This window comes from Listeria weihenstephanensis, from assembly GCF_003534205.1.
Classification (GTDB): Bacteria; Bacillota; Bacilli; order Lactobacillales; family Listeriaceae; genus Listeria_A; species Listeria_A weihenstephanensis.
Window position 1 is genome coordinate 2,120,169 of sequence record NZ_CP011102.1, and the last position, 24,390, is coordinate 2,144,558.

General features: G+C 42.7%; 19 protein-coding genes and 1 riboswitch. Of the genes, 4 read left to right on the forward strand and 15 right to left on the reverse strand.

From position 1 onward, the window contains the following. Positions 1 to 38: 38 nt before the first annotated feature. The 5 genes from UE46_RS10280 to UE46_RS10300 all read right to left on the reverse strand — a co-directional run bounded on the left by UE46_RS10280 (position 39) and on the right by UE46_RS10300 (position 7,000). Positions 39 to 1,355, reverse strand: coding sequence for a glycosyltransferase (locus tag UE46_RS10280; RefSeq protein ID WP_077912558.1), 1,317 nt, complete (start codon positions 1,353 to 1,355; stop codon positions 39 to 41). 367 nt (positions 1,356 to 1,722) lie between these two features. After that, entirely contained in the window at positions 1,723 to 3,588 is a 1,866-nt protein-coding gene (gene asnB, locus UE46_RS10285) for an asparagine synthase (glutamine-hydrolyzing) (protein ID WP_036061586.1), read from the reverse strand. Between the two features lie 549 nt (positions 3,589 to 4,137). After that, positions 4,138 to 4,917: a carbonic anhydrase gene (locus UE46_RS10290; protein WP_036061587.1), complete on the reverse strand. Its 780-nt coding sequence runs from the start codon at positions 4,915 to 4,917 to the stop codon at positions 4,138 to 4,140. Positions 4,918 to 5,075: 158 nt separating this feature from the next. After that, positions 5,076 to 6,287, reverse strand: coding sequence for a methionine adenosyltransferase (gene metK / locus UE46_RS10295; RefSeq protein ID WP_036061588.1), 1,212 nt, complete (start codon positions 6,285 to 6,287; stop codon positions 5,076 to 5,078). 192 nt (positions 6,288 to 6,479) lie between these two features. Beyond that, positions 6,480 to 6,584: riboswitch (SAM riboswitch) on the reverse strand. A gap of 62 nt (positions 6,585 to 6,646) precedes the next feature. Further along, positions 6,647 to 7,000 (reverse strand): thiol-disulfide oxidoreductase DCC family protein, encoded by a 354-nt coding sequence (locus UE46_RS10300; protein ID WP_036061589.1) that lies wholly within the window; start codon positions 6,998 to 7,000, stop codon positions 6,647 to 6,649. A 126-nt stretch (positions 7,001 to 7,126) separates the two neighbouring features. Between UE46_RS10300 and UE46_RS10305 the strand changes: the two genes are divergently transcribed. Beyond that, complete coding sequence (locus UE46_RS10305; protein ID WP_036061590.1) at positions 7,127 to 7,408, forward strand: hypothetical protein; 282 nt, start codon at positions 7,127 to 7,129, stop codon at positions 7,406 to 7,408. A 60-nt stretch (positions 7,409 to 7,468) separates the two neighbouring features. Here the strand turns inward: UE46_RS10305 and UE46_RS10310 are convergent, their stop codons facing one another. Genes UE46_RS10310 through ytkD form a run of 3 tightly spaced genes read right to left on the reverse strand, consistent with a single transcriptional unit; the run spans position 7,469 to position 9,091 of the window. After that, on the reverse strand, positions 7,469 to 8,353 hold the full coding sequence (locus tag UE46_RS10310; protein WP_036061591.1) for an L-lactate dehydrogenase: 885 nt from the start codon (positions 8,351 to 8,353) through the stop codon (positions 7,469 to 7,471). A 13-nt stretch (positions 8,354 to 8,366) separates the two neighbouring features. Continuing rightward, complete coding sequence (locus UE46_RS10315; RefSeq protein ID WP_036061592.1) at positions 8,367 to 8,609, reverse strand: DUF2584 domain-containing protein; 243 nt, start codon at positions 8,607 to 8,609, stop codon at positions 8,367 to 8,369. Between the two features lie 5 nt (positions 8,610 to 8,614). After that, the gene (ytkD, locus tag UE46_RS10320) at positions 8,615 to 9,091 is read right to left on the reverse strand and encodes an RNA deprotection pyrophosphohydrolase (protein ID WP_036061593.1); all 477 of its coding nucleotides are present in this window, start codon (positions 9,089 to 9,091) and stop codon (positions 8,615 to 8,617) included. Between the two features lie 75 nt (positions 9,092 to 9,166). Here ytkD and yidD point away from each other — a divergent pair, with 75 nt between their 5' ends. Both yidD and UE46_RS10330 read left to right on the forward strand, forming a co-directional pair. Next, positions 9,167 to 9,427, forward strand: coding sequence for a membrane protein insertion efficiency factor YidD (gene yidD / locus UE46_RS10325; protein ID WP_036061594.1), 261 nt, complete (start codon positions 9,167 to 9,169; stop codon positions 9,425 to 9,427). Positions 9,428 to 9,608: 181 nt separating this feature from the next. Then, the gene (locus UE46_RS10330; protein ID WP_118907597.1) at positions 9,609 to 10,550 is read left to right on the forward strand and encodes a metal ABC transporter substrate-binding protein; all 942 of its coding nucleotides are present in this window, start codon (positions 9,609 to 9,611) and stop codon (positions 10,548 to 10,550) included. Between the two features lie 40 nt (positions 10,551 to 10,590). On the opposite strand, the gene UE46_RS10335 is transcribed toward UE46_RS10330, so the two are convergent. Genes UE46_RS10335 through UE46_RS10355 form a run of 5 tightly spaced genes read right to left on the reverse strand, consistent with a single transcriptional unit; the run spans position 10,591 to position 16,788 of the window. Next, on the reverse strand, positions 10,591 to 12,003 hold the full coding sequence (locus tag UE46_RS10335; RefSeq protein ID WP_036060870.1) for an o-succinylbenzoate--CoA ligase: 1,413 nt from the start codon (positions 12,001 to 12,003) through the stop codon (positions 10,591 to 10,593). 16 nt (positions 12,004 to 12,019) lie between these two features. Continuing rightward, positions 12,020 to 12,838: a 1,4-dihydroxy-2-naphthoyl-CoA synthase gene (menB, locus tag UE46_RS10340; RefSeq protein WP_036060869.1), complete on the reverse strand. Its 819-nt coding sequence runs from the start codon at positions 12,836 to 12,838 to the stop codon at positions 12,020 to 12,022. After that, positions 12,838 to 13,662 (reverse strand): 2-succinyl-6-hydroxy-2,4-cyclohexadiene-1-carboxylate synthase, encoded by an 825-nt coding sequence (menH, locus tag UE46_RS10345; protein ID WP_036060868.1) that lies wholly within the window; start codon positions 13,660 to 13,662, stop codon positions 12,838 to 12,840. Before menH ends, menB begins: the two co-directional genes overlap by 1 nt. 2 nt (positions 13,663 to 13,664) lie before the next feature. Next, on the reverse strand, positions 13,665 to 15,407 hold the full coding sequence (menD, locus tag UE46_RS10350; RefSeq protein ID WP_036060867.1) for a 2-succinyl-5-enolpyruvyl-6-hydroxy-3-cyclohexene-1-carboxylic-acid synthase: 1,743 nt from the start codon (positions 15,405 to 15,407) through the stop codon (positions 13,665 to 13,667). Then, positions 15,394 to 16,788 carry an isochorismate synthase gene (locus UE46_RS10355; protein WP_036060866.1) on the reverse strand — a complete coding sequence of 465 codons (1,395 nt, stop codon included), beginning with the start codon at positions 16,786 to 16,788 and terminating at the stop codon, positions 15,394 to 15,396. The genes menD and UE46_RS10355 overlap by 14 nt, the downstream gene beginning before the upstream one ends. A 197-nt stretch (positions 16,789 to 16,985) precedes the next feature. On the opposite strand from UE46_RS10355, the gene UE46_RS10360 reads away from it, so the two are divergent. Continuing rightward, positions 16,986 to 17,930 carry a 1,4-dihydroxy-2-naphthoate polyprenyltransferase gene (locus tag UE46_RS10360; protein WP_036060865.1) on the forward strand — a complete coding sequence of 315 codons (945 nt, stop codon included), beginning with the start codon at positions 16,986 to 16,988 and terminating at the stop codon, positions 17,928 to 17,930. A 53-nt stretch (positions 17,931 to 17,983) separates the two neighbouring features. Here UE46_RS10360 and UE46_RS10365 read toward each other — a convergent pair whose 3' ends face one another. Both UE46_RS10365 and UE46_RS10370 read right to left on the reverse strand, forming a co-directional pair. Beyond that, positions 17,984 to 21,826, reverse strand: a complete 3,843-nt coding sequence (locus tag UE46_RS10365; protein WP_036060864.1) for a right-handed parallel beta-helix repeat-containing protein — start codon at positions 21,824 to 21,826, stop codon at positions 17,984 to 17,986. Between the two features lie 84 nt (positions 21,827 to 21,910). Beyond that, positions 21,911 to 24,166, reverse strand: a complete 2,256-nt coding sequence (locus tag UE46_RS10370; RefSeq protein WP_118907598.1) for an InlB B-repeat-containing protein — start codon at positions 24,164 to 24,166, stop codon at positions 21,911 to 21,913. Positions 24,167 to 24,390: the final 224 nt, after the last annotated feature.

Genomic DNA, 24,390 nt, shown 5'->3' on the forward strand with positions numbered 1-24,390 from the left:
CCGCTCGTCCCCCGCATATTCATAGTTTTCTCTCTAGTTTAACGTGTTCCCCATTTCGCATTATTTAGTGTACACAATGCATAGATTCTAACAGGAATTAACCATAAGGCATGAATAATAATGTAGATTGGTGATAAGCAAAATGACCAAAAATTTTGCCTCGCATAGTAAGCATTACATACAAATCCAATCATCATAATATAAATACTTTGATAAAACAAAAATCTCCAGCTAAAGTACTCATGTAACGTGTCTAGATGAAATAGGAGCGATATTAAAAAATAGAGCCATAAAGCAAGTTCACAAGTTAGCCAAAACAGGAATATCGGCCTTTTCCAAGCAAATTGATACGCTCGAATACTTTCGACAAAGAACGATTTTGACCATCTCGTTTGTTGTTTCAAAAACTGCTTAGGATTATCAGGTACATCCGTCAAGCACTGCGCTGTTGCTTGATAAACAATTCGTCCACCACCAGCATGTGCCATATTCGTCAATCTACGATCATCGCCAATCGAATTTTTCTTTCCAAAGGTAGTTCTTGTAAAATCATCCAAATTTTCGATAATGAAATCCCGTCTAAACACTGTCAACGCTCCCGAACACACCAGAACATCGCCAGATAAACTCTGAGAACCACGACCCACATAAAAAGCACGATCATAAAGAGCATCCTGATAAAGCGTTAGAATATTTTTAGTCTTATTACGAGCTCTAACGTGTCCAGTAACACCCCAAATATCATCTTTTACAAAAGGCTTCATAATCTCCTTAATCGTTGTTTTGAAGAAGTAACTATCACTATCGATAATCATCACGAAGTCACCAGTTGCTTTCTCAAAACCCCATTTTTGGGCTTCTCGTTTACCCTGGTTTTCTTGAAATCGATGCGTAATCATGACTGTCTCCATTGCATTATTATTCACATAACGAGATATTTCCTTCGCAGCCTGATAACCATCTTGATTTGGACTACCATCATCTATAAAAATAATCTCGTGAACAGTATACTCCTGAGCTAGAATGGAATGTACGCAATCTGTAATACTTTCTGGTGATTCATTATAAGAAGGCACAATAACACTTACTTTTTTATTTTCGCCCACATCATCTTGGTACGCACGATAAAAAAAGGATAAAAATAATTTTAACAACGTATATAATAATGGTACTGCCATTAGCATACTTGTAATCATTCCCCAGTTTGTGTAAACAACAATACATATGTAAAACATCAAACCACTACAGACTGCAATAATTGCTAAAAACAGCAATCGCGACCAGACTGTCTCCTCTGTTCTATATTTGTATTCTTTCTCTAAGACTTTCTCTTGTTCCCCCACAGAAATCAGCATTCTCAACTCCTTTTGTTTTTTGAATATTTAGAAAATATTTTATAGAATAATGAATAATCACTTTTTTTAATCCAGAGCTCTTAAAAATCATGTGGTACACTCCTACTACAAACTCCTCTCACGTCTAGATTCATTCACCTTAAAAGTTCCTAAAAATGTAAATATCCACTTACTTAATTCATTATACCCTCATAAACCTAACTATTCAAGCTCTCAGAGAAAAATTCACAATATATACATAAACAGGGTGATTTAATGCAATGGTGACGCTAACAATACTAGCATTTATTGTTAAAAATTAAACCTTATATAAATGTAGTAAAAAAGCACTTAATCAAAAAGATTAAGTGCTTTGATGTTTATATTATCACTTTCCAAAATCATACTTATCTACTACATACACATCATACCAAATCATAAAGATAACAACCGTCCAAATTTTACGGCTATAGTCTTGTTTTCCAGCACAATGATCTTCAAGCAATTGTAAGACATACTTTTTATTAATTAAATCGTCTGTTGGTGAATCGCGAATAATATCTTTAACCCACTGATTCATCTCATCTTTCAACCAATGGCGAATCGGCACTGGAAATCCAAGTTTACGACGATTTAGAACATGTTCTGGCACGAAGGATTCTGCTGCTTTACGCAAGACGTATTTCGTCGTACCATTCGTTGTTTTAAGCGATGCAGGAACGTCTTTGGCCACTCGGAATACTTCTTTATCCAAGAAAGGTACTCGAACTTCAAGTGAATTAGCCATCGTCATACGGTCTGCTTTCAATAAGATATCGCCACGCATCCACGTATGAATATCGATATATTGCATCCGTTCCACTGGATTGTAACCAACTGTTTCAGCGTATAACGGATCTGTAATTTTTGTATAATCGTGTCCTGATTGATATTTCGGTAGCAAAATTTTCTTCTCAGCTTCTGTAAACATCTTCGCGTTACCAATATAACGTTCTTCCATCGGCGTTGTTCCGCGTTCTAAGAAACTCTTACCGCGCATTCCTTCTGGCATGACGTTCGCAACACCGCGTAGCATCGATTTCAAAGCTCCTGGCATCTTGTTAAACATAGATAGGGAATTCGGCTCGTTATAGATATTATATCCACCAAAAAGCTCATCCGCGCCCTCTCCTGATAAAGCTACAGTCACGTGCTTACGCGCCTCGCGAGATAGGAAATACAATGGAATCGCAGCTGGATCTGCCAACGGGTCATCCATATGCCAAACAATTTTCGGCAATTCATCCATATATTCTTGCGGTGTAATAATGTAGCTAATGTTTTCAACGCCAAGTTTTTCAGCGGTTTCTTTCGCAACGTCGACTTCACTAAAACCATCGCGCTCAAAGCCAACAGAAAAAGTTTTAATCGCTGGATGGTATTCTTTTGCAATCGCCGCAATAATCGAGGAATCGATACCGCCAGACAAGAACGAACCGACTGGCACGTCACTGCGCATATGCATTTTTACAGAGTCATACATCACATCGCGAATCTCTTTAATGAACGTGTCCTCAGATTTAGCCACTGGTTGGAATTTTGCTTTCCAATATTGGCTAATCTTCATGGACTCACCTAGATTTTTAGTGAAATAATGTCCCGGTTCTAAGCGTTTAATACCTTGCGTTAACGAATCAGGCTCTGGGACGAATTGGAAAGTCATATAATTTTGCAAAGATACTTCATCCAATTTTGTGGATTTAAGAGCGTGCAAGATTGATTTCTTCTCTGATCCCATGTAAAGTTTTCCATCCTCTTCAGCATAGAAAAATGGCTTGATACCAAACGGATCGCGGGCACCGTAAATTTTCTCTTCTTGCTTATCCCAAATAACAAAACCAAACATACCGCGCAATTGTTCCGCCGTTTTTTCCTTGTATTTGGCATATGTAGCAATAATAACTTCCGTATCACTGCTCGTCTCAAATGTCATGCCTTCGTTCACTAAGTTTTCGCGCAGTTCCACGTAATTATAAATTTCACCATTAAAAATTATCCAATACCGTTCATTTTCATACGTCAGCGGCTGATGACCATTCTCTACATCAATAATACTTAAGCGACGGAAACCAAACTGAACATGTTCATCCGTAAAATAACCCTCATCATCCGGGCCACGGTGAGTAATCATGTCATTCATTTCTTTAAATGTTTGTTTCTCTTCGCCAGTAATCTCAGCAATGCGGTCATGCACGCATCCAATAAATCCACACATCGTCACATTTCTCCTCTATTTTCAACTATTTAAGTTCTCTTTTTCAACAACGTCTATCATATCATAAATAGGGTTTGTTTGAACAGCATCCCGCAAAAAAAGACGGTTAGAATTGGTGTATAACCCCGATAAATCGGCGGCAAGCTTTCGCATTCAAGAGGTTTGGCGGACTTCCGGTTCTCACATACACCAGTATGCTCCGCTTCCAGCTTCCACCAAACCTCTTGAATACAAACGCTTTCGCTCGATTTGTTTGAAGCAAAATTTACGTCTTACCAAAAAAAATGGGATTCGTCCTATCTCAAAAATAATCAATGATATTGCAATTTTATCATGATTCGACTTCCTTCTAACCTATTTCTAAGTCTCTTGCAAAAAAAAATCGTATTTTATGTACATCTAAAAATCCATTACAAAACCACAAAGGGCCGCCAAATGCTTAGCTCCTAGGCAAAAGCGAGTACCTACGCGGAATGTACTAAAGTACATGAGCATCGGAACACAGCTTTTAACGAAGGAGATAAGCGTTTGGCGGCCACTGGGTGCTTTTTAATTTTCCGTATGTTTCAATACTGGACGGTCATGAAGTGGTTGAACTTTACGATTGTTACCATCATAGTATTTGTTGAATTCTGCAATTTGTTCTTTTGAAACTTCTACTGGAGTAGCCATAACATACCACTCTACATTTTCAGATAACGGTGGTGTTGTTAAAGAACCTAGGTAGTGATAATATGTTTTGTTTGTTGGAAGTAATGCTGCTACGTCAATTGGCTCGCTAACTGTTGTTTTTTCGCCTTTTTTAACATTGTTTAAAATGCTTTGGAAGGCTGGATTTGCTTTACCTTCTTTAAAGAAAACGCCGATAACTGCTAGACGGCTATCTTGATTTTCATTTACAAAATGGGCTTCGATTGGATAATGTTTGCCATCCACTGTATGCTCACTTTCTGCGTGAAAATGGAATTGATTTAATTCAAATTTGCGTCCGTTGATAGTCGCTTGTCCGCCGTCATCCACTTGGATACTATGGCCGTTATCTACTTCATCGGTCACTTTTTGATTGTAATTTAATTCAATTGCCCCTGTGTCTTTCATTGGTTCTGTTTTTGTTGTTTCAATGTTGATTGGGGACTGTGTGTCGCCTGCTTCAAATTGCCACGATTTTTGATCATGATAGTCTAAGTGATCTTCGTGTTTTGTTTCTGTTTTTGCTGTTGTTTCTGTTTTTTCCTCTTTTTTCGTATCGCTTGCATCGCTATTTCCGCAACCTGCTACGAGAATAAGTGATGCTGCAATTGCTGAAGCTGCTAATAATTTTGTTTTCATGATGAAAACTCCTTTCGTTAAGTAACTTAATTATTATATTACATAATGATTCATAAGTGTGTGTATTTTTTGTGTCTAAATCAAGGTTTTTTTATTAAAAATGACGCAAAAATGTAGAAAAACTAGCAAAGGTAGCCCCAGTGCTAGTTTTTCTACATTTATTTTATAGTCGCAGTTTGCAATAAAAATTCTTTCATTTGTGGCGCTTTGTCCACTTTTTCCCACGGTAGATCTAAATCTAATCTTCCAAAATGACCGAATGCCGCAGTTTGACGATAAATTGGACGACGTAGATCAAGCATTTTAATAATACCTGCTGGACGTAGATCGAAAAATTTATTGACAGCGTTGATTAAGTCTTGTTCGCTATATTCGCTTGTACCATACGTATCAATCGAAATCGATACAGGATGGGCAACGCCGATAGCATAAGCTAATTGCACTTCTGCTTTTTTAGCGAGACCTGCTGCAACGATGTTTTTAGCAACGTAACGTGCGGCATAAGCGCCAGAACGATCGACTTTTGTTGGATCCTTACCGGAAAATGCACCGCCACCATGCCGCGCATAGCCGCCATATGTGTCCACGATGATTTTACGACCCGTTAAACCCGCATCTCCTTGAGGTCCGCCGATAACAAAACGCCCAGTTGGATTAATAAAATATTTCGTTTCATCATCTAGAAGCGCTGGATCAATGACTTCTTCAATCACCAATTTATGCAAGTCTGTCGCAATTTGCTCTTGTGAAATATCTGGATGATGCTGTGTCGAAATAACAATCGTATCGACACGAATTGGTTGATTATTATCATCATATTCCACGGTCACTTGTGTCTTAGCATCAGGACGTAGATACGTAAGCGTGTTATTTTTGCGTAATTCTGCAATTTTTCGAGCTAGCGCATGAGCAAGTGAAATTGGAAGTGGCATCAATTCTTCGGTTTCATCCGTTGCAAAGCCGAACATTAAGCCTTGATCCCCTGCTCCAATCGCGTCAATTGCTGCATCATCCGAGCCATCGCGTGATTCTAATGCGACGTCGACCCCTTGCGCTATATCTGGTGACTGCTCATCAATCGCCGTTAAAACAGCACATGTCTCTGCGTCAAAGCCATATTTTGCACGTGTATAGCCAATTTCTTTAATCGTATCGCGTACAATTTTCGGAATATCCACATAGGTGGACGTTGTAATTTCTCCTGCTACGAGTACCAATCCTGTCGTTACTGTCGTTTCACAAGCAACACGAGCATCGGCATCCTTTGTTAAAATTGCATCTAAAATTGCATCTGAAATTTGGTCTGCAATTTTGTCTGGGTGTCCATCAGAAACAGATTCTGACGTAAATAAATGACGGTTTCTTGCCATTCTTGTTTCCTCCTTTTTTCTCGTCCATCGCGAAGTATGGCTTTGCAAAAAATGCGAACTTATTTTGACTTGCTCCTTTTTGTTCACGCTTTATGTGACATACATATGAATGCATGCCAACAAAAAAGCCTTCTCCCTATTTTGCCAATTGCGCGCGGAATAGAGAGAAGGCTATTATTTACAATACCTTCGCTCTCATCGATCAGGAAGTCAATTCCTGCCACAGGTTAGCACCTTACAATAATTGTAGGTTGCCGGGTTTCAAAGGGCCAGTCCCTCTACCGCTCTGGATAAGAGTTTAATTTAGTTTTCATGTTATTGTAACATGTTTCATTTACCTTGTCACGCATGAAAATTATCTATTGGGTAATATCTTTCTTTTTCCCCATAAGACAAGTTCGATTGTCCGCTACCATCTTGTAACCAGCACGCCCAGCAGGTTTTAAAAACGGAAGATAGAGGATCAATCCGATCAGACCAGTTAATGGAAAACGAATAAGCATCCGCCGAACTGCAAAGAAGCCTTTTTTTGCGCTACCATTCGGTGTAATCAGATGAATCTCACGTAGTAACTCTTCTTCCGTAAAGCGCGTGCTATCTGCTTCTTGAAGCGGTATCCACTCGATTGCGTTCATCCAATCTAGCTTTTCAAATACGCGCTTAGTAGCCTTACAAAAACGGCACTTTTGGTCGTACAGAACAATATCTTTCATCTTCTCGCACCTCCTTCTATTATATTTCCCGCTTACCATTCTCCCAAAACTATGTTAAAATGAGTTTTATACGTCGGGAATTTCTCAGATCGTATGAATGCTTGGTTCACCAAAGGAGAAGAAACTATGATATTTTCAGTATTAACTTTGATTATTTTTGCGATCTTTATTATCGCTGTATGCATTTTTGAATTCATTTTAAAATGGCGTTGGTTCAAGTACTTTTTAGCAACACTTGGCTTGATCGCCAGTGCTGTCCTCTTCTTTATCAGCTTTTATGGCGGCGGAACGTCACAAGCTGAAATCGCGATTTCCCTCTTTGTTGCCACACTTGGAGAATACATTTTCGCGTTAATTATTAGTCTAGTAGCTTGGATGCGCCGTCTATCCGCTAAGAAAAACGATTAAATAGTAGTTACAAAAAAGTTGATCCTCTTTTTACGGGGCTCAACTTTTTTTGTCTAACTATTACTTACTTGCAGCCTGCTGGATGACTTGAATCGAATGCTGTAGCTTCTTTTCCTCATCTTCCGTTAACTTGGGACAACTCGTGAAAATAATGCCTTCACGGCCAATCTGCGCTGGTAATCCAAGGTACACTTGCGCCTCCTCATCGAATACCGAGACTGGAAAAATCCGTCGCTCGTCTGCCAAAATTGCTTTTGTAATCGTGGTGGCTGTGGTTCCAATACCAAAATTCGTACAACCTTTTCCTTGTAAAATAGCCCAACCAGCGTCCCGCGTTTCCTTCTCGACACTCGCGCGAAGACCTTCTAAAATCGGGCTTCCTGCTAGGCGTACCGTAGACCATGGGATAAACTGTGAATCGCCATGTTCACCCAATACATAACCTTCTATCGAATCAGGAGCGACTTGTAAAAGGTTCCCCAAAATCCGCTTCATTCGAGCTGTATCAAGCGCCGTCCCAGTCCCAAAAACGCGATGATGATCCAGTCCTGTTTTTTTCTGAACGAAGTATGTCACCACATCACATGGGTTCGTAATCACTAAAAAGATCCCATCAAAACCCGTCATCATGACTTTCGGTAAAACATCGTCTAAAATTTCGAGCGTTTCGTCAAGCTCCGTCAGTCGATCTTCCTGCGCCATCATTTCCGGACCAGCCGCCAAAATGATCACATCCGCATCGCGAAGCTCCACATAGTCCTGCGTCGTAATTGTAACAGGGTTTGTAAAAGCCGCCATATCATTTAAGTCAAGCGCATGACTTTGCGCCTTCTTCTCATCTTTATCAATAAGGACAAGCGCATCGCAAATGCCCCGCGTACAGAGCGAGAAAGCGGTTTGCGATCCGACATTACCTACACCGATAATACCAACTTTTCGTTTCAAACAAAGACCTCCCCTAGTTACTCGAGTTCAGCGATACCAATTCATATGTAATCACCGTTGTATCATTTTCCCAAGTCAACTTCAGAGGCACCGCAATACCGTTTGATTCACTTTCTTTTGTCGTGCGTACTTCTATCGGCACATCGATTGGGTAAATCCGATATCCCGTCTTCTCCAATTCAAAAAAGTTATCCGAAATCCGCTTTTCCTTCCCTTTCGTTACGATCATTGTGTTGACTTCTAATGGCATTCCCATTTGTATTACCTCCAATTATTTATTTTTAGTTGGCGCAAAGCCTCTTTGATCACGACCTGCATTCCTTCATCACGCATAAAAAAACTAAACTGCTCCTGCTGCACAATATTCGCTAAATCTCCTGCAATTAGCGTTGGTCCCAGTGTCTCCATGTAATCAACTTGATTCACAAACCCAATCACATTCGCAAAATAGACGCGTTTACTAAAAACTCTCTCCGCTGTCTTTACTTCATATTGCGCTATCCTATGTAATTTGTCTAATTTAGCGCCTGTTTCCTCCATTGTTTCGCGTCTCGCAGCTGCCTCATTTGTTTCTCCAAGTTCGCCTTTACCACCGGGAAACTCAATGCCGCGACTTTTATGCGTGGTAAACAGCCAAGCATCATGAAATTTGGCAATGACAAGTACATCATCTGCTTCTTTTGTGGCATCAAACTGGATTGACACCGCGTTACCAAGCGAATCCTGATACATATACATGCTTATTTCCTTTCTTTTTTCAAAATTTATGGTACGATAAAGATATCTAATTTCTCAAAATGAAGGTGACCATATATGAAGAAAATCATGCTAGGCGGTATTCGTTTGTATCGCAAATATATTTCGCCACTAAAACCTGGGACTTGCCGCTTCTACCCCACTTGTTCTCAATACGGAATGGAAGCAATCACAGAACATGGCGCGTTAAAAGGTGGCTGGCTCACAATTCGACGGATTTCCAAGTGTCATCCTTTTCATAAAGGCGGCGTCGATTTAGTACCAGTTAAGTGCAATCACGAAGAACATCACCATAACCATCATTATAGTGAAAAATAGGAGCAGGTGCAAGAAACCCGTGTTTGCAACTGCTCTCTTTTATTGAAAAAAAGATTTAAAACACTTGCCTTTTTTCAAAAGATGCGGTATTATAAATTTCTGATGTTAAATCGTAATGGCTACGATTTATATTTTTCAGCATCAAATAAGAATCATTTCGATTTAGGGGGTTCCACTTTTCATGAAGAAAATAGCAATTTTACTTAGTACGATCTTACTTGTCTCGGTTTTTATAGTCGGTTGCGGTAATAGTGACGAAAAGACGAAAAATTCGGATAAGTTAACGGTTTACACAACGGTTTATCCATTACAATACTTAGCGGCACAGATTGGCGGCAACTATGTCGATGCGCATTCGGTGTATCCAGCTGGTTCGGATGCCCACAGCTTTGACCCCTCACAAAAAGACATGATGAATATTGCAGATAGCGACCTATTTTTCTATATCGGACTTGGTATGGAAGGCTTTGTTGATAAAGCCAAACAATCGCTAAAAAATGAGAACGTGAAGTTTGTCGTGACAACAGACGGCTTGAAATTACCAACTGTGACGCATGACGAACATGAGGATGAAGACGAAGAGGATCATGACCACGGTGATGTGAATCCGCACGTTTGGCTTGACCCGAATTATATGGTGACGATGGCGGGCGTTGTTCGGGATAACTTGAGTAAGGAACTTCCTGCACAAAAAGATACATTTGAAAAAAATTATGAGCAAGTCGTATCGCAATTAAAAACACTGAATACCGATTACAAAACGATGGCGGCAAACGCGAAACATAAAGATTTCGTGACTGCACATGCGGCGTATGGCTACTGGGAGAATGAATACGGCTTGACGCAAATTCCGATTGCAGGTATTTCAACAAGCGACGAACCATCTCAAAAGAAACTGACATCGATTGTGAACACGATAAAAAAAGATAAGATTCCTTACATTTTATTAGAGCAAAATACAAATTCTAAGATTGCAGACGTGATTCAAAAAGAAACGGATACAAAAACGATGAAACTGCATAATTTAGAGACGTTAACACAAAAAGATATCGATGCAAAACGCGATTATATGTCCATTATGAAAGATAATTTGGCAGCGCTGGATAAGGCATTGAATTATTAACTAGAAAAAGCCGAGTGATGCGAAATCACTCGGCTTTTTTTTATAATCGTTCCTTCAAGCGATGCCGCTGAATTTTCTGTGACGCTGTTTTTGGCAACGTTTCTAAAAAATAAAACTGGCGTGGTATCTTGAACTTCGCGAGTCGTTTTTGACAGAATTCATAAAGTTGCGCCAAATCCACAACGCCGTTCGCTACAATAAACGCAACCGGTATTTCTCCCCATTCCACGTCTGGCGAAGCGACTACAGCCACTTCCCTCACATTTGGATGTTCCAGCAATACATGTTCGATTTCCGTCGGATATATATTTTCACCGCCAGATATGATCAAATCCGAACGTCTTTCTAGTACGAACAAGAATCCATCATCATCGATATAACCAATATCTCCCGTTTGAAACCAACCATCCACGTCAAATGCTTTTGTTGTTGCCTCTTCATTGTGCAAATAGCCCGCCATAATCGAAGGTCCTTTTAGCAAAATTTCATCGTGTTCGCCGATTTTAACCTCAGCTGGGAATAATGCCTTGCCTGCCGAGCCAATTTTCAAAAGCGCTTCTTCTGGCGGTAAAGTCACGATTTGCGAGGCCGTTTCTGTCATGCCAAACGACTGCACAAGTGGAATCCCTCGTTCAAAACACGCCTCAAACATCGATTTACTCGCCGGTCCACCTCCAAGTAACATACAGCGGAAGTTTGCGTGATAAGGGGCCTGAAAAACATCCAACAAGCGTTGCGCCATCGTACTCACCACGGAAATCATCGTTACCTCACCACTCCGCAAAAGTTTATCCACGCGCTCTACATCGAACCTCTCCTCCAAATAAACCGGAATACCGTAAATCACCGAACGCATCAAAATCGAGAGTCCGCTAATATGAAAAATCGGCACTGCGCACAGCCAGCTATCTCCCGCCACTAAACCGAGATTCAGCATTGATCCAGTCGCGCTCCACCAATGATTCCCAAACGTCTGCATCACACCTTTAGGTTTCCCAGTTGTGCCAGACGTGTACATCACCGACGCCACAGTATCCATCGCAAAATTAGAGACAAGCGGAGCATCCAAAACAGGTGCTTCCTTCACACACGTAAACGAAACGGCCAAATTCGCTGTCACTTTATCCACAAAATCATCCGCATAAAAGCACCGCTCCACCCGTGCATCCTCTATTTGAAACAAGATCTCCGTCGCTGTCAACCGATTGTTCAAAAATACCGTCCGCGCCCCCAGTTGAGCTAGCGCATGAATCATCAAAAACGTATCCCGATCATTCTTACCAAGAAGCGCCACATACATCCCGTCCCGAACACCGAACGAAGCCAATTTCCCAGCCACTTCCCGCACAGCATCATAAATCTCTGAAAAAGTTTCCTGCTTATCCTGAAAAACGAGCGCGGTCTTCCCAGGAGAAAGCCGCACTCGTTTTGCTAACCAATTCGTTAGTTCCATCATTTTTCACCAACAATCAAGGGAATTTTGGAAATTGATCGAAGTCCGGATCACGTTTCTCTTTAAACGCATCCCGTCCCTCTTTCGCCTCATCCGTTGTGTAATAAAGAAGCGTCGCGTCGCCAGCCAATTGCTGAAGACCCGCCAAACCATCCGTGTCCGCGTTGAATGCTGCCTTGATAAAACGAAGCGCCGTCGGACTTTTCTTCAACATTTCCTTCGCCCAAGCAACCGTCTCCGTCTCTAAGTCTGCAAGCGGAACAACCGTGTTAATCCAGCCCATTTCAAGCGCCTCAGCAGCCGTATATTGACGACACATGAACCAAACTTCCTTCGCTTTCTTATGACCAATCACGCGCGCCAAATAGCCAGAGCCATAACCCGCATCAAAACTACCAACATTCGGCCCAGTTTGACCAAATTTCGCATTATCCGCCGCAATCGTCAAATCACACACGAGTTGCAACACGTTTCCGCCACCGATCGACCAACCAGCAACCATCGCAATCACTGGTTTTGGAATCACACGAATCAAACGCTGTAAATCAAGCACGTTCAAACGTGGAATATTATCATCACCGACATAACCACCGTTTCCACGAACCTTCTGATCCCCACCCGAACAAAACGCTTTGTCGCCTTCTCCAGTTAAAATAATCACGCCAACACTCGCATCCTCACGCGCAATCGTAAACGCATCAATCATTTCCATCACCGTTTTTGGCGTAAACGCATTGTGCACTTGCGGGCGATCGATCGTAATTTTCGCGATTCCTTCGTATGTTTCGTACTTAATTTCCGTATAATCCTTCTCTTTCTTCCATTCAAAACCCATTATTCCGTTCCTCCTCTAATTCGTAGCCAATTGCGAACCGCACAACCAAAAGCTTCTGGTTGCTCGATGTGAATCGTATGTCCCGCATTTGAAAAAGTTATATATTTTGCATCAGGAAGCACCGTTTTCATTTCCAGCGCAATCCCGCAAAATTTCTGATCCTCTTGCCCCGCTAAAAGTAACGTCGGAATCTGAAGCTCCGGCAACGCCTCCCATAAAGAAGGCTGCGCGCCCGTTCCCATCCCATCAAGACTTCCAGCCAAGCCGTGTGCCCGCTGATTCAAACGTTCCGCGCGAACCTTATCCTGCGCATCTTCCGAGATCGACCGCTGCGTCGCAAAAAGTGGCAACTGCTCCCAATCCGCGACGAAATCCGCCACACCTCGCGTTCTAATTTTATCAGCGAGCGCGTTATCTTTCAAAATTCGTGCCTCACGTGCTTCCTCAGATTCCAAACCAGGCGAAGCACTCTGCAAAACAAGTGTCCGAATCCGATCAGGGTACAGCGTCGCAAGCCCAAGAGCCAAGCGCCCTCCCATCGAATAACCAAGCACCGATGCCGCACGCACGCCAAGCCCATCCAAAATCGCGATCAAATCCGCCGCCTGTTCCTCCATTCCGTATCGCGCAGAATCAAGCGGAGCATCCGTATTCCCGTGCCCCAACAAGTCCACCGTCACACAATGAAAGTCCGCAGCAAACATCGGTAAAATCGCATCATACGTAGCGTGCGACCCCGTAAAGCCATGGAGCAACAACAACGTTCCCCGTCCAGATTCTTGGTTCGTTTCCACAACATGGTAATCCACGTTCCGAATCCGCATCCCTACTTCAACTCCGAACGAATTGCCGTCGCCATCTCTTCCCATAAAGCCCGGTGCGCGTCCACATTTTCATATCGATTCGTTTTGACCTCAATAATATCCAACCCCTTATGAAAATGAGCCCGATCAAGCGCATCATGGAACTCATCCCAATCCGCAACCTCATGAAAATCACCCTCATAAAGCGCCGCCGTATAGCGGAAATCCAGATCCGTTCCCGTTCCAAACAACGATTCAAAATACTTCGGATCAGACGCCTGCGGTAAGAACGAGAAGATCCCGCCACCATTATTATTCACCACAATAATCGTCAAATTCAAGCCATATTTTTTCGCCATCAAAAGTCCGTTCATATCATGATAAAACGATAAATCCCCGATCAATAAATACATCGGTTGCTCCGTCAAACTCGCGCCGAGTGCCGAAGATACAACACCATCAATCCCGTTCGCGCCACGATTTCCAAGCATTCGAACCTGCTTATCCACCTGCGCAAAATACGTATCAACATCGCGAATCGGCATACTGTTTCCAATAAACAAGCCTGCTTTATCTGGAATCCACGCACGAAGATCATACACAAGTTTTCCTTCATCCAGAACCGTCACCGTTTCCATATGCGCATCCATCACCGTCTTCAATTTGCCATTCAAACTCTCCCAAGTCGACAACCAATCAGCCGATGTTTTCACCTGCCAACCAGCCGTCAACGCGCCAACAAGGAAATGTTCGTCACAATGAATCATATTCGTCACCGCTTTAATCGGATCCTTCCACGCCGCACCAGGATCAACAACGTAAAACATCACGTCCTCCAAAGCCTCGAGCCACTTCATGAGCGGCTTCGAAACCGGCATCGCACCAAAGCGAATCACAACTTCCGGTTGCAACGCCACGCGTGCCATCTCCTCTTTTAAAATCGCATCATACTGGTCAATCACCACATCACTCATCGCGCCATAACTCCGCAACTGCGACAACGGATCCGCCAAAATCGGCCAACCAATCTGTTCCGCAAGCGCCACCAGTTTTGGCGAGAAAGCCTTTTTATCCAAAGGTCCCGCTACAAAAACGCCACGCTTCCCGGCACAAGCTCGGGTAATCTGCTCAATCACTGCATCTTCCAACACCTCATGCGTGTAATAAATATGCACATGGCGGCGCTTCTTCTCCGTTACCGCGAATGGTGATGGCTCTAAAATCGGCATCAACGGCTCACGCAACGGAAAATTCAAATGAACAGGCCCACGTGGCGCATTCATCGCAATATCCACAGCCTTCGAGCCATGCCATTTTGCAAAACGCAACATCTCCGTCGAATTCTCAGGCAACGCCATATCCGTAAAATCCTTCACATGCGATCCAAACAGGCGAACCTGATCCATCGCTTGCGGCGCCCCAACATTTCGTAATTCATGTGGCCGATCCGCCGTCAAAACAAGCAACGGAACCTGCGATAAATTCGCCTCAGCCACCGCTGGAAAGTAATTCGCAGCCGCTGTTCCCGATGTACATAAAAGTACAACCGGTCTTTTCGAAGCCTTCGCAATCCCCAGCGCAAAAAATCCCGCCGAGCGTTCATCCACATCCACATAAATTTTTAACGTCGGATGTTCAGCCATCAATAAAGCAATCGGCGTCGAGCGCGAACCTGGACTAATAACCGCCTCTTTCACACCAGCCTGCACCAATTCCTCCACAAAAGCCGCCAAATATTCCGTCATGACCTGTCTATGTTCGTTCATGTACCTTACCTCCTAATACCCGCAACATCGGCTGAAACTTAATCGCCGTTTCCGCAAGTTCTTCTGCCGGCACCGAATCCGCCACAATCCCACATCCCGCATAAAGTATCGCGTTCGTGTCTATCGCAAGCGCTGACCGAATCGCGACCGCAAACTCTCCACGATCTAGCGAATCAATCCAACCAATCGGTGCTCCGTAAAAACCGCGATCCATCTCTTCTTTCAAACGAATCACCGTCATCGCTTCTCTTTGCGGCCAACCACCAAGCGCCGGCGTCGGATGTAGCGCACGCAACACATCCAGCATCCCCGCCTCGCCTCGCCGTCCCGAAACCGTCATATACAAATGCTGAATATCCCGATTCTTGAGCAGCATCGGATTCGCCGACACCTCAACATCCTCACAAAAGCGCTCCATCGTTGCCTTAATCATCTCCACAACAAAATGGTGCTCCGCTAAATTTTTCGCATCATTGAGCAGCGTAGACCCAAGAATCGCGTCCGCATTCTCCGTGTCCCCACGAGCAATCGAACCCGCCACACAAGCCGACTCCAATTTCTCCTCATCCGCCAATAGCAATCGTTCCGGCGTCGCGCCAAAGAAAGTACTCGCCCCGTTTTCGAGTACGAAACAATAACTATTCCCTTGCTGCTCCTCCATATGCGCGATCATCCGACTACTCGAAAGAAAGCCATCAAATCCAAGTCGCATTCGCCGAGCCAGCACCACTTTTTGCATATCTGGCGCTTCTTGAAGTAGCGTCACAACATCCGTCGCAGCCCGCAACCAAGTATCCTCCGCCAAGCGCTCCTCCAAAATACAAGCAACCTCAGGATCAGCCGTAACTTCCGCCGCCGCAATCTTTTCCCACTGCGCCATCACAGCCTCCACTTTCGAATACACATCGTCCGCCGAAAGCCAAATGTTCACCGATAAATAACAACGATCATCCTTCTCCGTCACTAAAAAAAGCGGTAAATAAAAAAATCCTTCCCCAAACTTTTCCCATTCTGGCGACGTATCATGCTCATCATCAAAACTAAATCCACCAAAATATACAGCACCACAAGCCATTTCCTCGCTGTTCGTTACCGTCTGCCGAAGCACCTGCTCTTTTCTCGTATGTAACGCCAAAAAACGATCCTGACCGCGTTCTACCTTCAACTGATCCATCGCACCGAGCCCAGAAAGACGCAACGTTCGCTCCTTATTTTGCCAGAAGAAACGCTCCCCCTTAAAAGCCCCACTTGCCTGATCAAATATGTGCTTCGCCGAGCCCTCTTCTAGCTCCGTCACCCAGCTCAATAACACATTCTCATTTTGCGAAATCATCGTCCGCTTTGCCTGCTCAAATAGCTCTATCGGCAATGTTAAACCCATATAACTCATCTCTCCTTCATTGCCTCAACTCACCTCATCATTATAACAAAAGAAGCGCATTTGTACACCTCCAGAGACTCCCGAAAAAACAGTTCCCAAAGCCAATTGAAAAAGAAATCTCCTATATTCATTGACTAATGAGGGAACATTGCCTAAAATTGTACAAGTACAATGCTTTTATAAAAGGAGAGAAACTAATGGCACACGGCTCAAAATCAGCCATTGCAAGACGCTCTGGTTTTCATAAATGGTGGATGTTATTACGCCCACACACGCTGGTCGCATCTTTTGTCCCAGTATTTTTAGGAACTAGTGTCGCAATGAGCTACGAAACTTTTCATTTTACGCGCTTCCTCGTCATGCTAATTTCCTGTTTCCTAATACAAACATCGGCGAACCTTTTCAATGAATATTACGACTTCAAAAAAGGGCAAGATGATGAACATACTGTAGGAAACGGTGGCGCCATAGTCCGAAACGGGATGAAACCGGGCTTTATTTTATTCTTAGCCATTTTTCTATACGTACTAGCGATTCTTGGCGGTATCTACTTATGCATGGACGTGAATAACTGGTGGATCGGCTTGCTTGGTATTATTTCCATGGTTGTCGGATACTTATACACCGGCGGACCATATCCGATTGCCTACACACCATTCGGCGAAATCATGGCGGGTTTTTTCATGGGAGGTATTATAACATTCATTTCCTTCTACATCCAAGCCGGATTTATCGGGTCCTTCATTGTTTACGTTTCGATTCCAGTCATGGTATTGGTCGGTAACTTATTGCTCGCCAACAGTATCCGCGATTTAGAACCCGACAAAGCAAACGGTCGCCTCACACTTGCAATTCTTTTAGGACGAAAAGGAGCACTCGCGTTATTCATCGGCGCTTTCATTTTCGCGTACGTTTGGGAGATTGCACTTATTTTCACTATCGAAGCAACACCGTGGATTCTAATCATCCTACTCAGCGTTCCAGAAGCCGTGAAAGCCGTTCGCCACTTCATCGGTAAAAGCGTGCCAATCACAATGGTACCCGCGATGAAAGCAACAAGTAAGGCGCTCACGTTCTTCGGAATTTTACTAGCAATCGCATTTTTGATCAGCTTATTAAGCGCAAATATGGTTGATTTTTAACTACAATAAAGCGAGGTATCCTAATGAATCGGCTACCTCGCTTTATTTATGCATTATCTAGGAATAACCGTAAACTCTTGTCGACTGCGTATTTGATCGTCCTTATCAAAGCCAACCAGTTCATATTTTTGCGTCGGACTACTCACGGACTTCACATGAAGCGGCAGATAGATTTGGAACCCAGCATCGGTATAACCCGCATTCCGAGTCGTTTTTTCACCATTAATGAAGAGGAATATTTTCGCGATATCTTTCCCGCGACTCCCCGTAAGATAGTTCGGACTTCCTAATATATAGGTGGACGTTGTCAGCGTCAAGCGGTAATCAAGAATCGTCACCACGCGTCGTGCTAGCTCTACATAATTACTAGTCACACCGACGACTTCCGCCAACACTTGGTCGCTCTTAATCAGTCCATCCATGTTAGTAAATGTAAAAATCCCCTGCGATGTTTGCGCTTGTTGCTCCACTTTCCCATTCACCCACAAACGAACCTTGGCAATTGCGCCACCGAAACTTCCCTGATATGTACCTTCACCCAAAACATAGTCTGATATCAGTAATCGTTCGTCTTTGATGCTTAACGGATATGTTTTACGTACGACACCTTGCGCGTCAATCCCAACAATTTCAACGGTGTCCTCGCTGTTTTTTATCCATGATGCCATGTTAGAAAATGTATACACGCCGTTCGCTTTTGTCGCCACTGCTTTTTGTACCCTATTCACTAAAAGCGCCACCATGTAGATATGTTCTCCGTAATTCCCAGAATAAACAGTCTGATCTAAACTATAAACCGGTCCCGCTAATGAAAAATCATACACCGCAACTGGAACCCGATAGCGCTCGATATGCTTCTCTTGTTGTACCGCAATCACATCGACCGTGTCCTTCGTTTGAATATTGAATTTTTTCAACCCTGTGAACGTATAAATCCCGTTTTCTGTCGTCGCTTGTACAACAGTACCATTTATTATGAATCGGACTTTAAATACATCTTTTCCATACGTTCCACGATACACATCTTGACCAACCTCCAAAAATGGGGCCGTCACCGTGTAATCAAGTATCGTAAGCGTTACCTGGTTTTGCACTTTTCCAAACGAATCTAGCCCTTGAATCATGACATCACTCGTTGGTTGAATATCTTGCAAGAGCATTATCGTAAATTGGAACGCACGATTCCGAACATCTACCATTTTCGGAGTGCCATTCCCGTTCATAAGTTGTACTTTCACAATATCTTTCCCGGCTATCCCGTCCAATTGCACTTTTCCCATTTCGTAAGCCGATACCATCAACGTGTAATCCTTCACATTAACCACCATCGTATGGCAGATATCTCCGTCGCTGTTCCGTGCCTCCAAATGGATCGTCTCATTAAAGGCATATTCCGCCATACCAGCAAAATGGAAACGACGTGTAGTCGGATTAATGACAGCGCTTAACCACATGCCGTCTAGCGTTTGGAAATCCACACTAACGATATCCTGCCCACATGTTCCAACCAGCTCATTTTGCCCAATTTGATACGGTTCTACAGACAAACGATAATCGCGAACAGGGACGATGACACTTTTTTGAATGATGTTGTCTTTATCTAGTCCTGAAACCCTCACATCACTTCCCGCTACTAACAAATCAGCCACATTGGTGAATTCGAACGTTCCATCCCCTTTTGGCGCCACTTCCTTCACGACTTTACCCGCCATCGTTAATTGGATCTTACCCATGCCTTTTCCGACTTTCCCGGTGAGGCTAGCCGCTCCAACCAAATAGACATCCGCCGATAATTCATAGCTATAGATTCCAAGCGCAACCCGATTCAACTCTTTATAATTCTTATCCACACCAACGATTTCCACGTTATCCGCCACGTTCAGCTTATAATTCAGCATCGCACTAAGGGTAAATATGCCATTGTTCGTCGCGGCCTGACCAATCGCTTTTCCATCTTTCCAAATCCGAACATAGGCTATATTTTCGCCATACTTCCCAGAAAGCGATGTGGCATCAATCATGTAATCATTCGCTGACAGTTTATTAGCAGCAGATAGCAATTGTAATGGTAACGTTTGCAAAAGATACCCCTTCGCATCAAAGCCTTTCACCACATATTTGCTGTCTTTTTGAGCTGTTAGCGTATTCATTCCTGTAAACTGAAAAGCATTCGATTGCATCATAGCCTCTTTCACATCCACACCATCCCGACTCAGAACAACTTTCGCAACTGGCGCTTCGAGATTTCCTTGGTATTCCGATTTCGCTAGGATATCATCGTAGATTGGGGCTGTTAGAAGGTTGAAGGCAAAGTCTTGTATATTTCCCGTTTTACTATTTAAATCAGCCACTTCTTTATTCCGCTCTGCCTTATTTCCAACAGTGATCAGGCGATTCAACACGGGTTTAATCCTTTTGTAAGCACCCATCCCTGTTTCCATTGTAGCTGTCGTGGCAGTTACTTCTACCCTTGCCCAAACAACGTCAGACTCTGGTATCGGCTTATGAATGATCCGGTTATTTATGAGGACCAGTTCTTCGGAAGGTTTTACAAGATCGATCGACTCTGGTTCGCTATCTGCCAATCGAACAGTAGCAAAAGCTGGTTTACTGGCTGGATCTGGCTTCCCAACAATACCACCATGGTTGATAGGCCCTTCCATCGTAAACGTATTGTCATAAAATTCAACGCCTACTCCGTTTTCTTTCGCGATGCTTACAAGGCGAAGTGGGAATCTCGATTCACCGCTGATCTCCATTTCATTATTTCTAACAACGATATTGGATGGTGTTCCGATTTCTGTTCCACCACGTACATTGGAAAAAGCTCGTTCCGCAACAAATAGGAAACCAAAAGCGTGCACACTTTTGATGATTGCTTTGTTGTTCTCTAACAGGACATTTTTAGCCCCGCTTAGGCGATAGGGTTGGTAGTAAGCATGTACTTGACCATTGAGGAGCGGCTTATCTACACCCCATTTTTTAAGCATCTCATCCGCTTTTCGATTACACGGATTTTCATCCAAATGCGATTCCCCTACTTGAACCATGTTGTCTAGAATATGAATCGTATCATTATGCGGGCCATAGCTATCGATCCCTGCATCAAACATATTCGTGACTTTCTCTTCCTTCATCACATACAGATAATGATACACACCATAGCGTTGCATCCAGTTCGATACATGATTCCCCTTCACGGTAACATCTTTATTACCACGGTATAACTGGATACCTGCACGACCAGTATTGTGCACCGTATTATTTTCAATTAACACCTTTTCGCTGTACTCCACGCCGATACCATTCCCATAACCCGAGCCCTCTACGTGGCAATCTCGGATAGTTAAGTTTGTCACGCCACCAAAGTTTAACGCCACGTGTCCGCGCTCATTCGCGTTGACATGCACATTCGTAAAGTTAATATTGGATAGACCACTATAGGCATTATATTTATGGTCGTATGGTCGTAGCAACGTAATTAAAGAATAGTCTTTGGCTGGATCCTCCTTAGCATAAGTTAGTGCCGGAACATAACCATCTTGAGATATTCTATATTGTATCTGAATATCCTGAAACGATACATTGGTGAGCATATCACCGGCAACACCTTCCGCAGGCTGCTTTTCCAACCCGGTGACTATGCCAGATCCAGCATGAATGAAAGTTAAACTCGTCTTCTTTTCACCATTCGCTTCGACGCCTCGTACGGTTATATTCGAAACCACTGGAATAGACGCATTGAAAAAATACTCTCCCACTCCAAATTGAAGAACGACCTCTTCTTCACTTGATTTAAGCGTTTCCGTCAACGCTCTCCATGCTTCCACATTTTCACTAGCATATTCCCCTTTAATAGTACTTGTTTTAAAGTTGTTCATACTTGCTGTTTTCATCCATTTTCCTCCTCATATTTTCTTTATCGTATTTTTTACCAATTATACTTTCACGATCACCTCCTTCAAATACCAAATATATTATTATAATCGTCTCCTAATAAATAGATACACTAATCCACTCATCGCCAAAATGCCACCTACCATCGTCATCGGCAAGTTAGAAGTTTCTCCCGTCTGAGGTAAGCAACTCTGATTGACGGTATCTTGTATGCTCGTTTTCACAGCTCTTTTCGCTTCTACTGGTAGTTTACTTGCATGTTTTACTATTGATTTCTCCCCATCGCTTGTTCCATCCTCATTATTAGAAAAAACTGGTATTTCTGGAATACTCGGGTAATTAGGAAGTACTGGCGCAATAGGAATACTTGGCGTAACGGGATTGACTGGGTCACTATTTCCTTTCTCCCATACCGCTGTTAACGTCATATCTTGAGCTAATACCGTATCTGTATTGAAATTCCATATAATTTCTTTACCATCTACGTTACTTTGCCAACCTTGAAATTCGTAGCCTGCCCTTGTTGGGGTTGCCGGTTCTTCTATATATTCTCCTATATTTAACAATTGTGCTATTGGGATTTTTGAATCTCCACCATTTAACTCGAACTGAATCGTATACGTATTCGCCTCCCACTGTGTGTATAGAATTATATCACTTGCTTCTGAAACAGACTCACCAGCTGCATAACTTTTTCCAGTTCCATCCGCTTTCGTGTTCCACCCTAAGAAATGATGTCCTTTCTTAGCAAGTCTTGTTGGTTCAACTACTATTGCTTCTTCCTCTACTGTGAACGTTTGGTTACTCGGAAGAAGGCTATTCTCATCTTCTCCATTACCATTGTAGGCCAACTGGTACTTATTTAAGCCCCACTTTTCTTGTAATAATACATCGTAATCTGGCATTACCGTAGTCGCAAAATCCCACAGCTTTTCTATCCCATTTTCTTCCCAAGTCCATCCTTGAAAGGTGTACCCATTTTTCGTCACTTCCACTGGCTCTACAGCTTTATCTCCTGGCACGAGAGCCTGTATATTTTTACTATCACTAGCAAATGTAAGCATCCTTTTTTCAACTACCTCATAGGGCGCATAGACGTAACCTGAAAACACATCTCTCTGACCACCCCTAAAAACATAGTAGACAGAGCCTTCACCATCCAATCCATTCCATGTAATCGTATTCGTACTCTCATCAAAAATTCCCTCACTCCGCGGTATAATATCGGTAACAAGTAAGTTTCCCAAATCTATGACTGAGTTTATAGCCGTTAAAGAGTCGCCTTTACCTATACGCTGTTTAGGTAAAGTTAAATATTGACTACTAGCATCCCAATTCACGGTACTAGGAATATCCTTAAATGGAGTTATGTTTGAAATATGGTTAGCTGCTACAGAAAGTTTCTTTAACGCCGTAAGATTCGTCACTGGCACCACTTCCGTTAACTCATTCTCTGTCAAACTAAGCTCTTGCAGTCCCGTCATTTCATTTATGCCTTCCATTGTAGTAATCTTATTTCTCATGGCGGTTAACTCTTGCAAACCTGTTAATCCACGTAAAGGCGCTAATGTTTCTACCTCATTGTCCGTGATAGATAGCGTTATTAACGCATCTAGTCCCTTTAATCCTTCTACAGACTTAATCTTATTCTGATTTAATGATAAATTATGCATCTGATCCGAGTTTAGTGATGTTGGTATTTCTTCTATTTGATTACCATCAAACCATGCGGAACCTAAGCTTGGCATTTGGTTTATAACACTAATATCCTTTACTTGAGCCCTCGTCACCTGTAAGTGTGTCACGTTTTTCAAGCTAGAGAGGGCTGAAATATCTTTTATGGGGCTATCGTATATAACAAGCGATTTTAATAATGGCATCTCTTTAATAAAATCCAGCTTTATATCGTTAAAATGCCCCAGACTCAAACTCGTCAATTGATGCAAGTTATTCAATGCACTATAATCTTGTATTTCTTCACCAAAAAATAACAGACGGGTTAAATTTTTGAAGTTTTCAAGCCCTTTCATGGATTTGAATTTAGTTGGGTTATACTCATCCGATAGTATCAATGATTTCCTATTTTCCAGCGTCGCTCGTGAGACATTCGCTGTTTTTGAAACACCCAAATTTTCTGCAATGTCTATCGCTAACCACGGGTCCTCGATCCATTCCGAAATCGGTTTAGTTTCTGACAGATCTGCCTCTGCGCTTAATTTCGTCGATTTCGCGCTTTCTCCTACCGTTGTTTCTGCTATTACTGGCATTCCAATGACGACACTCGGTAAACATAGCCCCACGATTGATAATACCGCGATGCTGCTTTTTAATTTTTTCACTTTATGCTCCTCCTAATTATATGTATTTTTAAAACGGATACATTGTTATTTTCGTAACAAACTATATATTAAGTATAGCATAGCTCTTGCGCTTTATTTGTGTCTTATTTGTGTATTTTATTATGCCAAATTTACTACAAAAATGGATTCTCCAAAAACTCAAAAGTGTTGATATAGCTGGATTAAGTAACTTCCTATCCAATCCATGAAATAGTATAGTTTTT

What these genes read in the sequence shown, in the direction of transcription:
- UE46_RS10280 (WP_077912558.1), bottom strand. Translation starts at nt 1,355, where the DNA reads ATGCTGATTTCTGTGGGGGAACAAGAGAAAGTCTTAGAGAAAGAATAC.
- asnB (WP_036061586.1), bottom strand. Translation starts at nt 3,588, where the DNA reads ATGTGTGGATTTATTGGATGCGTGCATGACCGCATTGCTGAGATTACT.
- UE46_RS10290 (WP_036061587.1), bottom strand. Translation starts at nt 4,917, where the DNA reads ATGAAAACAAAATTATTAGCAGCTTCAGCAATTGCAGCATCACTTATT.
- metK (WP_036061588.1), bottom strand. Translation starts at nt 6,287, where the DNA reads ATGGCAAGAAACCGTCATTTATTTACGTCAGAATCTGTTTCTGATGGA.
- UE46_RS10300 (WP_036061589.1), bottom strand. Translation starts at nt 7,000, where the DNA reads ATGAAAGATATTGTTCTGTACGACCAAAAGTGCCGTTTTTGTAAGGCT.
- UE46_RS10305 (WP_036061590.1), top strand. Translation starts at nt 7,127, where the DNA reads ATGATATTTTCAGTATTAACTTTGATTATTTTTGCGATCTTTATTATC.
- UE46_RS10315 (WP_036061592.1), bottom strand. Translation starts at nt 8,609, where the DNA reads ATGGGAATGCCATTAGAAGTCAACACAATGATCGTAACGAAAGGGAAG.
- ytkD (WP_036061593.1), bottom strand. Translation starts at nt 9,091, where the DNA reads ATGTATATGTATCAGGATTCGCTTGGTAACGCGGTGTCAATCCAGTTT.
- yidD (WP_036061594.1), top strand. Translation starts at nt 9,167, where the DNA reads ATGAAGAAAATCATGCTAGGCGGTATTCGTTTGTATCGCAAATATATT.
- UE46_RS10330 (WP_118907597.1), top strand. Translation starts at nt 9,609, where the DNA reads ATGAAGAAAATAGCAATTTTACTTAGTACGATCTTACTTGTCTCGGTT.
- UE46_RS10335 (WP_036060870.1), bottom strand. Translation starts at nt 12,003, where the DNA reads ATGGAACTAACGAATTGGTTAGCAAAACGAGTGCGGCTTTCTCCTGGG.
- menB (WP_036060869.1), bottom strand. Translation starts at nt 12,838, where the DNA reads ATGGGTTTTGAATGGAAGAAAGAGAAGGATTATACGGAAATTAAGTAC.
- menH (WP_036060868.1), bottom strand. Translation starts at nt 13,662, where the DNA reads ATGCGGATTCGGAACGTGGATTACCATGTTGTGGAAACGAACCAAGAA.
- menD (WP_036060867.1), bottom strand. Translation starts at nt 15,407, where the DNA reads ATGAACGAACATAGACAGGTCATGACGGAATATTTGGCGGCTTTTGTG.
- UE46_RS10355 (WP_036060866.1), bottom strand. Translation starts at nt 16,788, where the DNA reads ATGGGTTTAACATTGCCGATAGAGCTATTTGAGCAGGCAAAGCGGACG.
- UE46_RS10360 (WP_036060865.1), top strand. Translation starts at nt 16,986, where the DNA reads ATGGCACACGGCTCAAAATCAGCCATTGCAAGACGCTCTGGTTTTCAT.
- UE46_RS10365 (WP_036060864.1), bottom strand. Translation starts at nt 21,826, where the DNA reads ATGAAAACAGCAAGTATGAACAACTTTAAAACAAGTACTATTAAAGGG.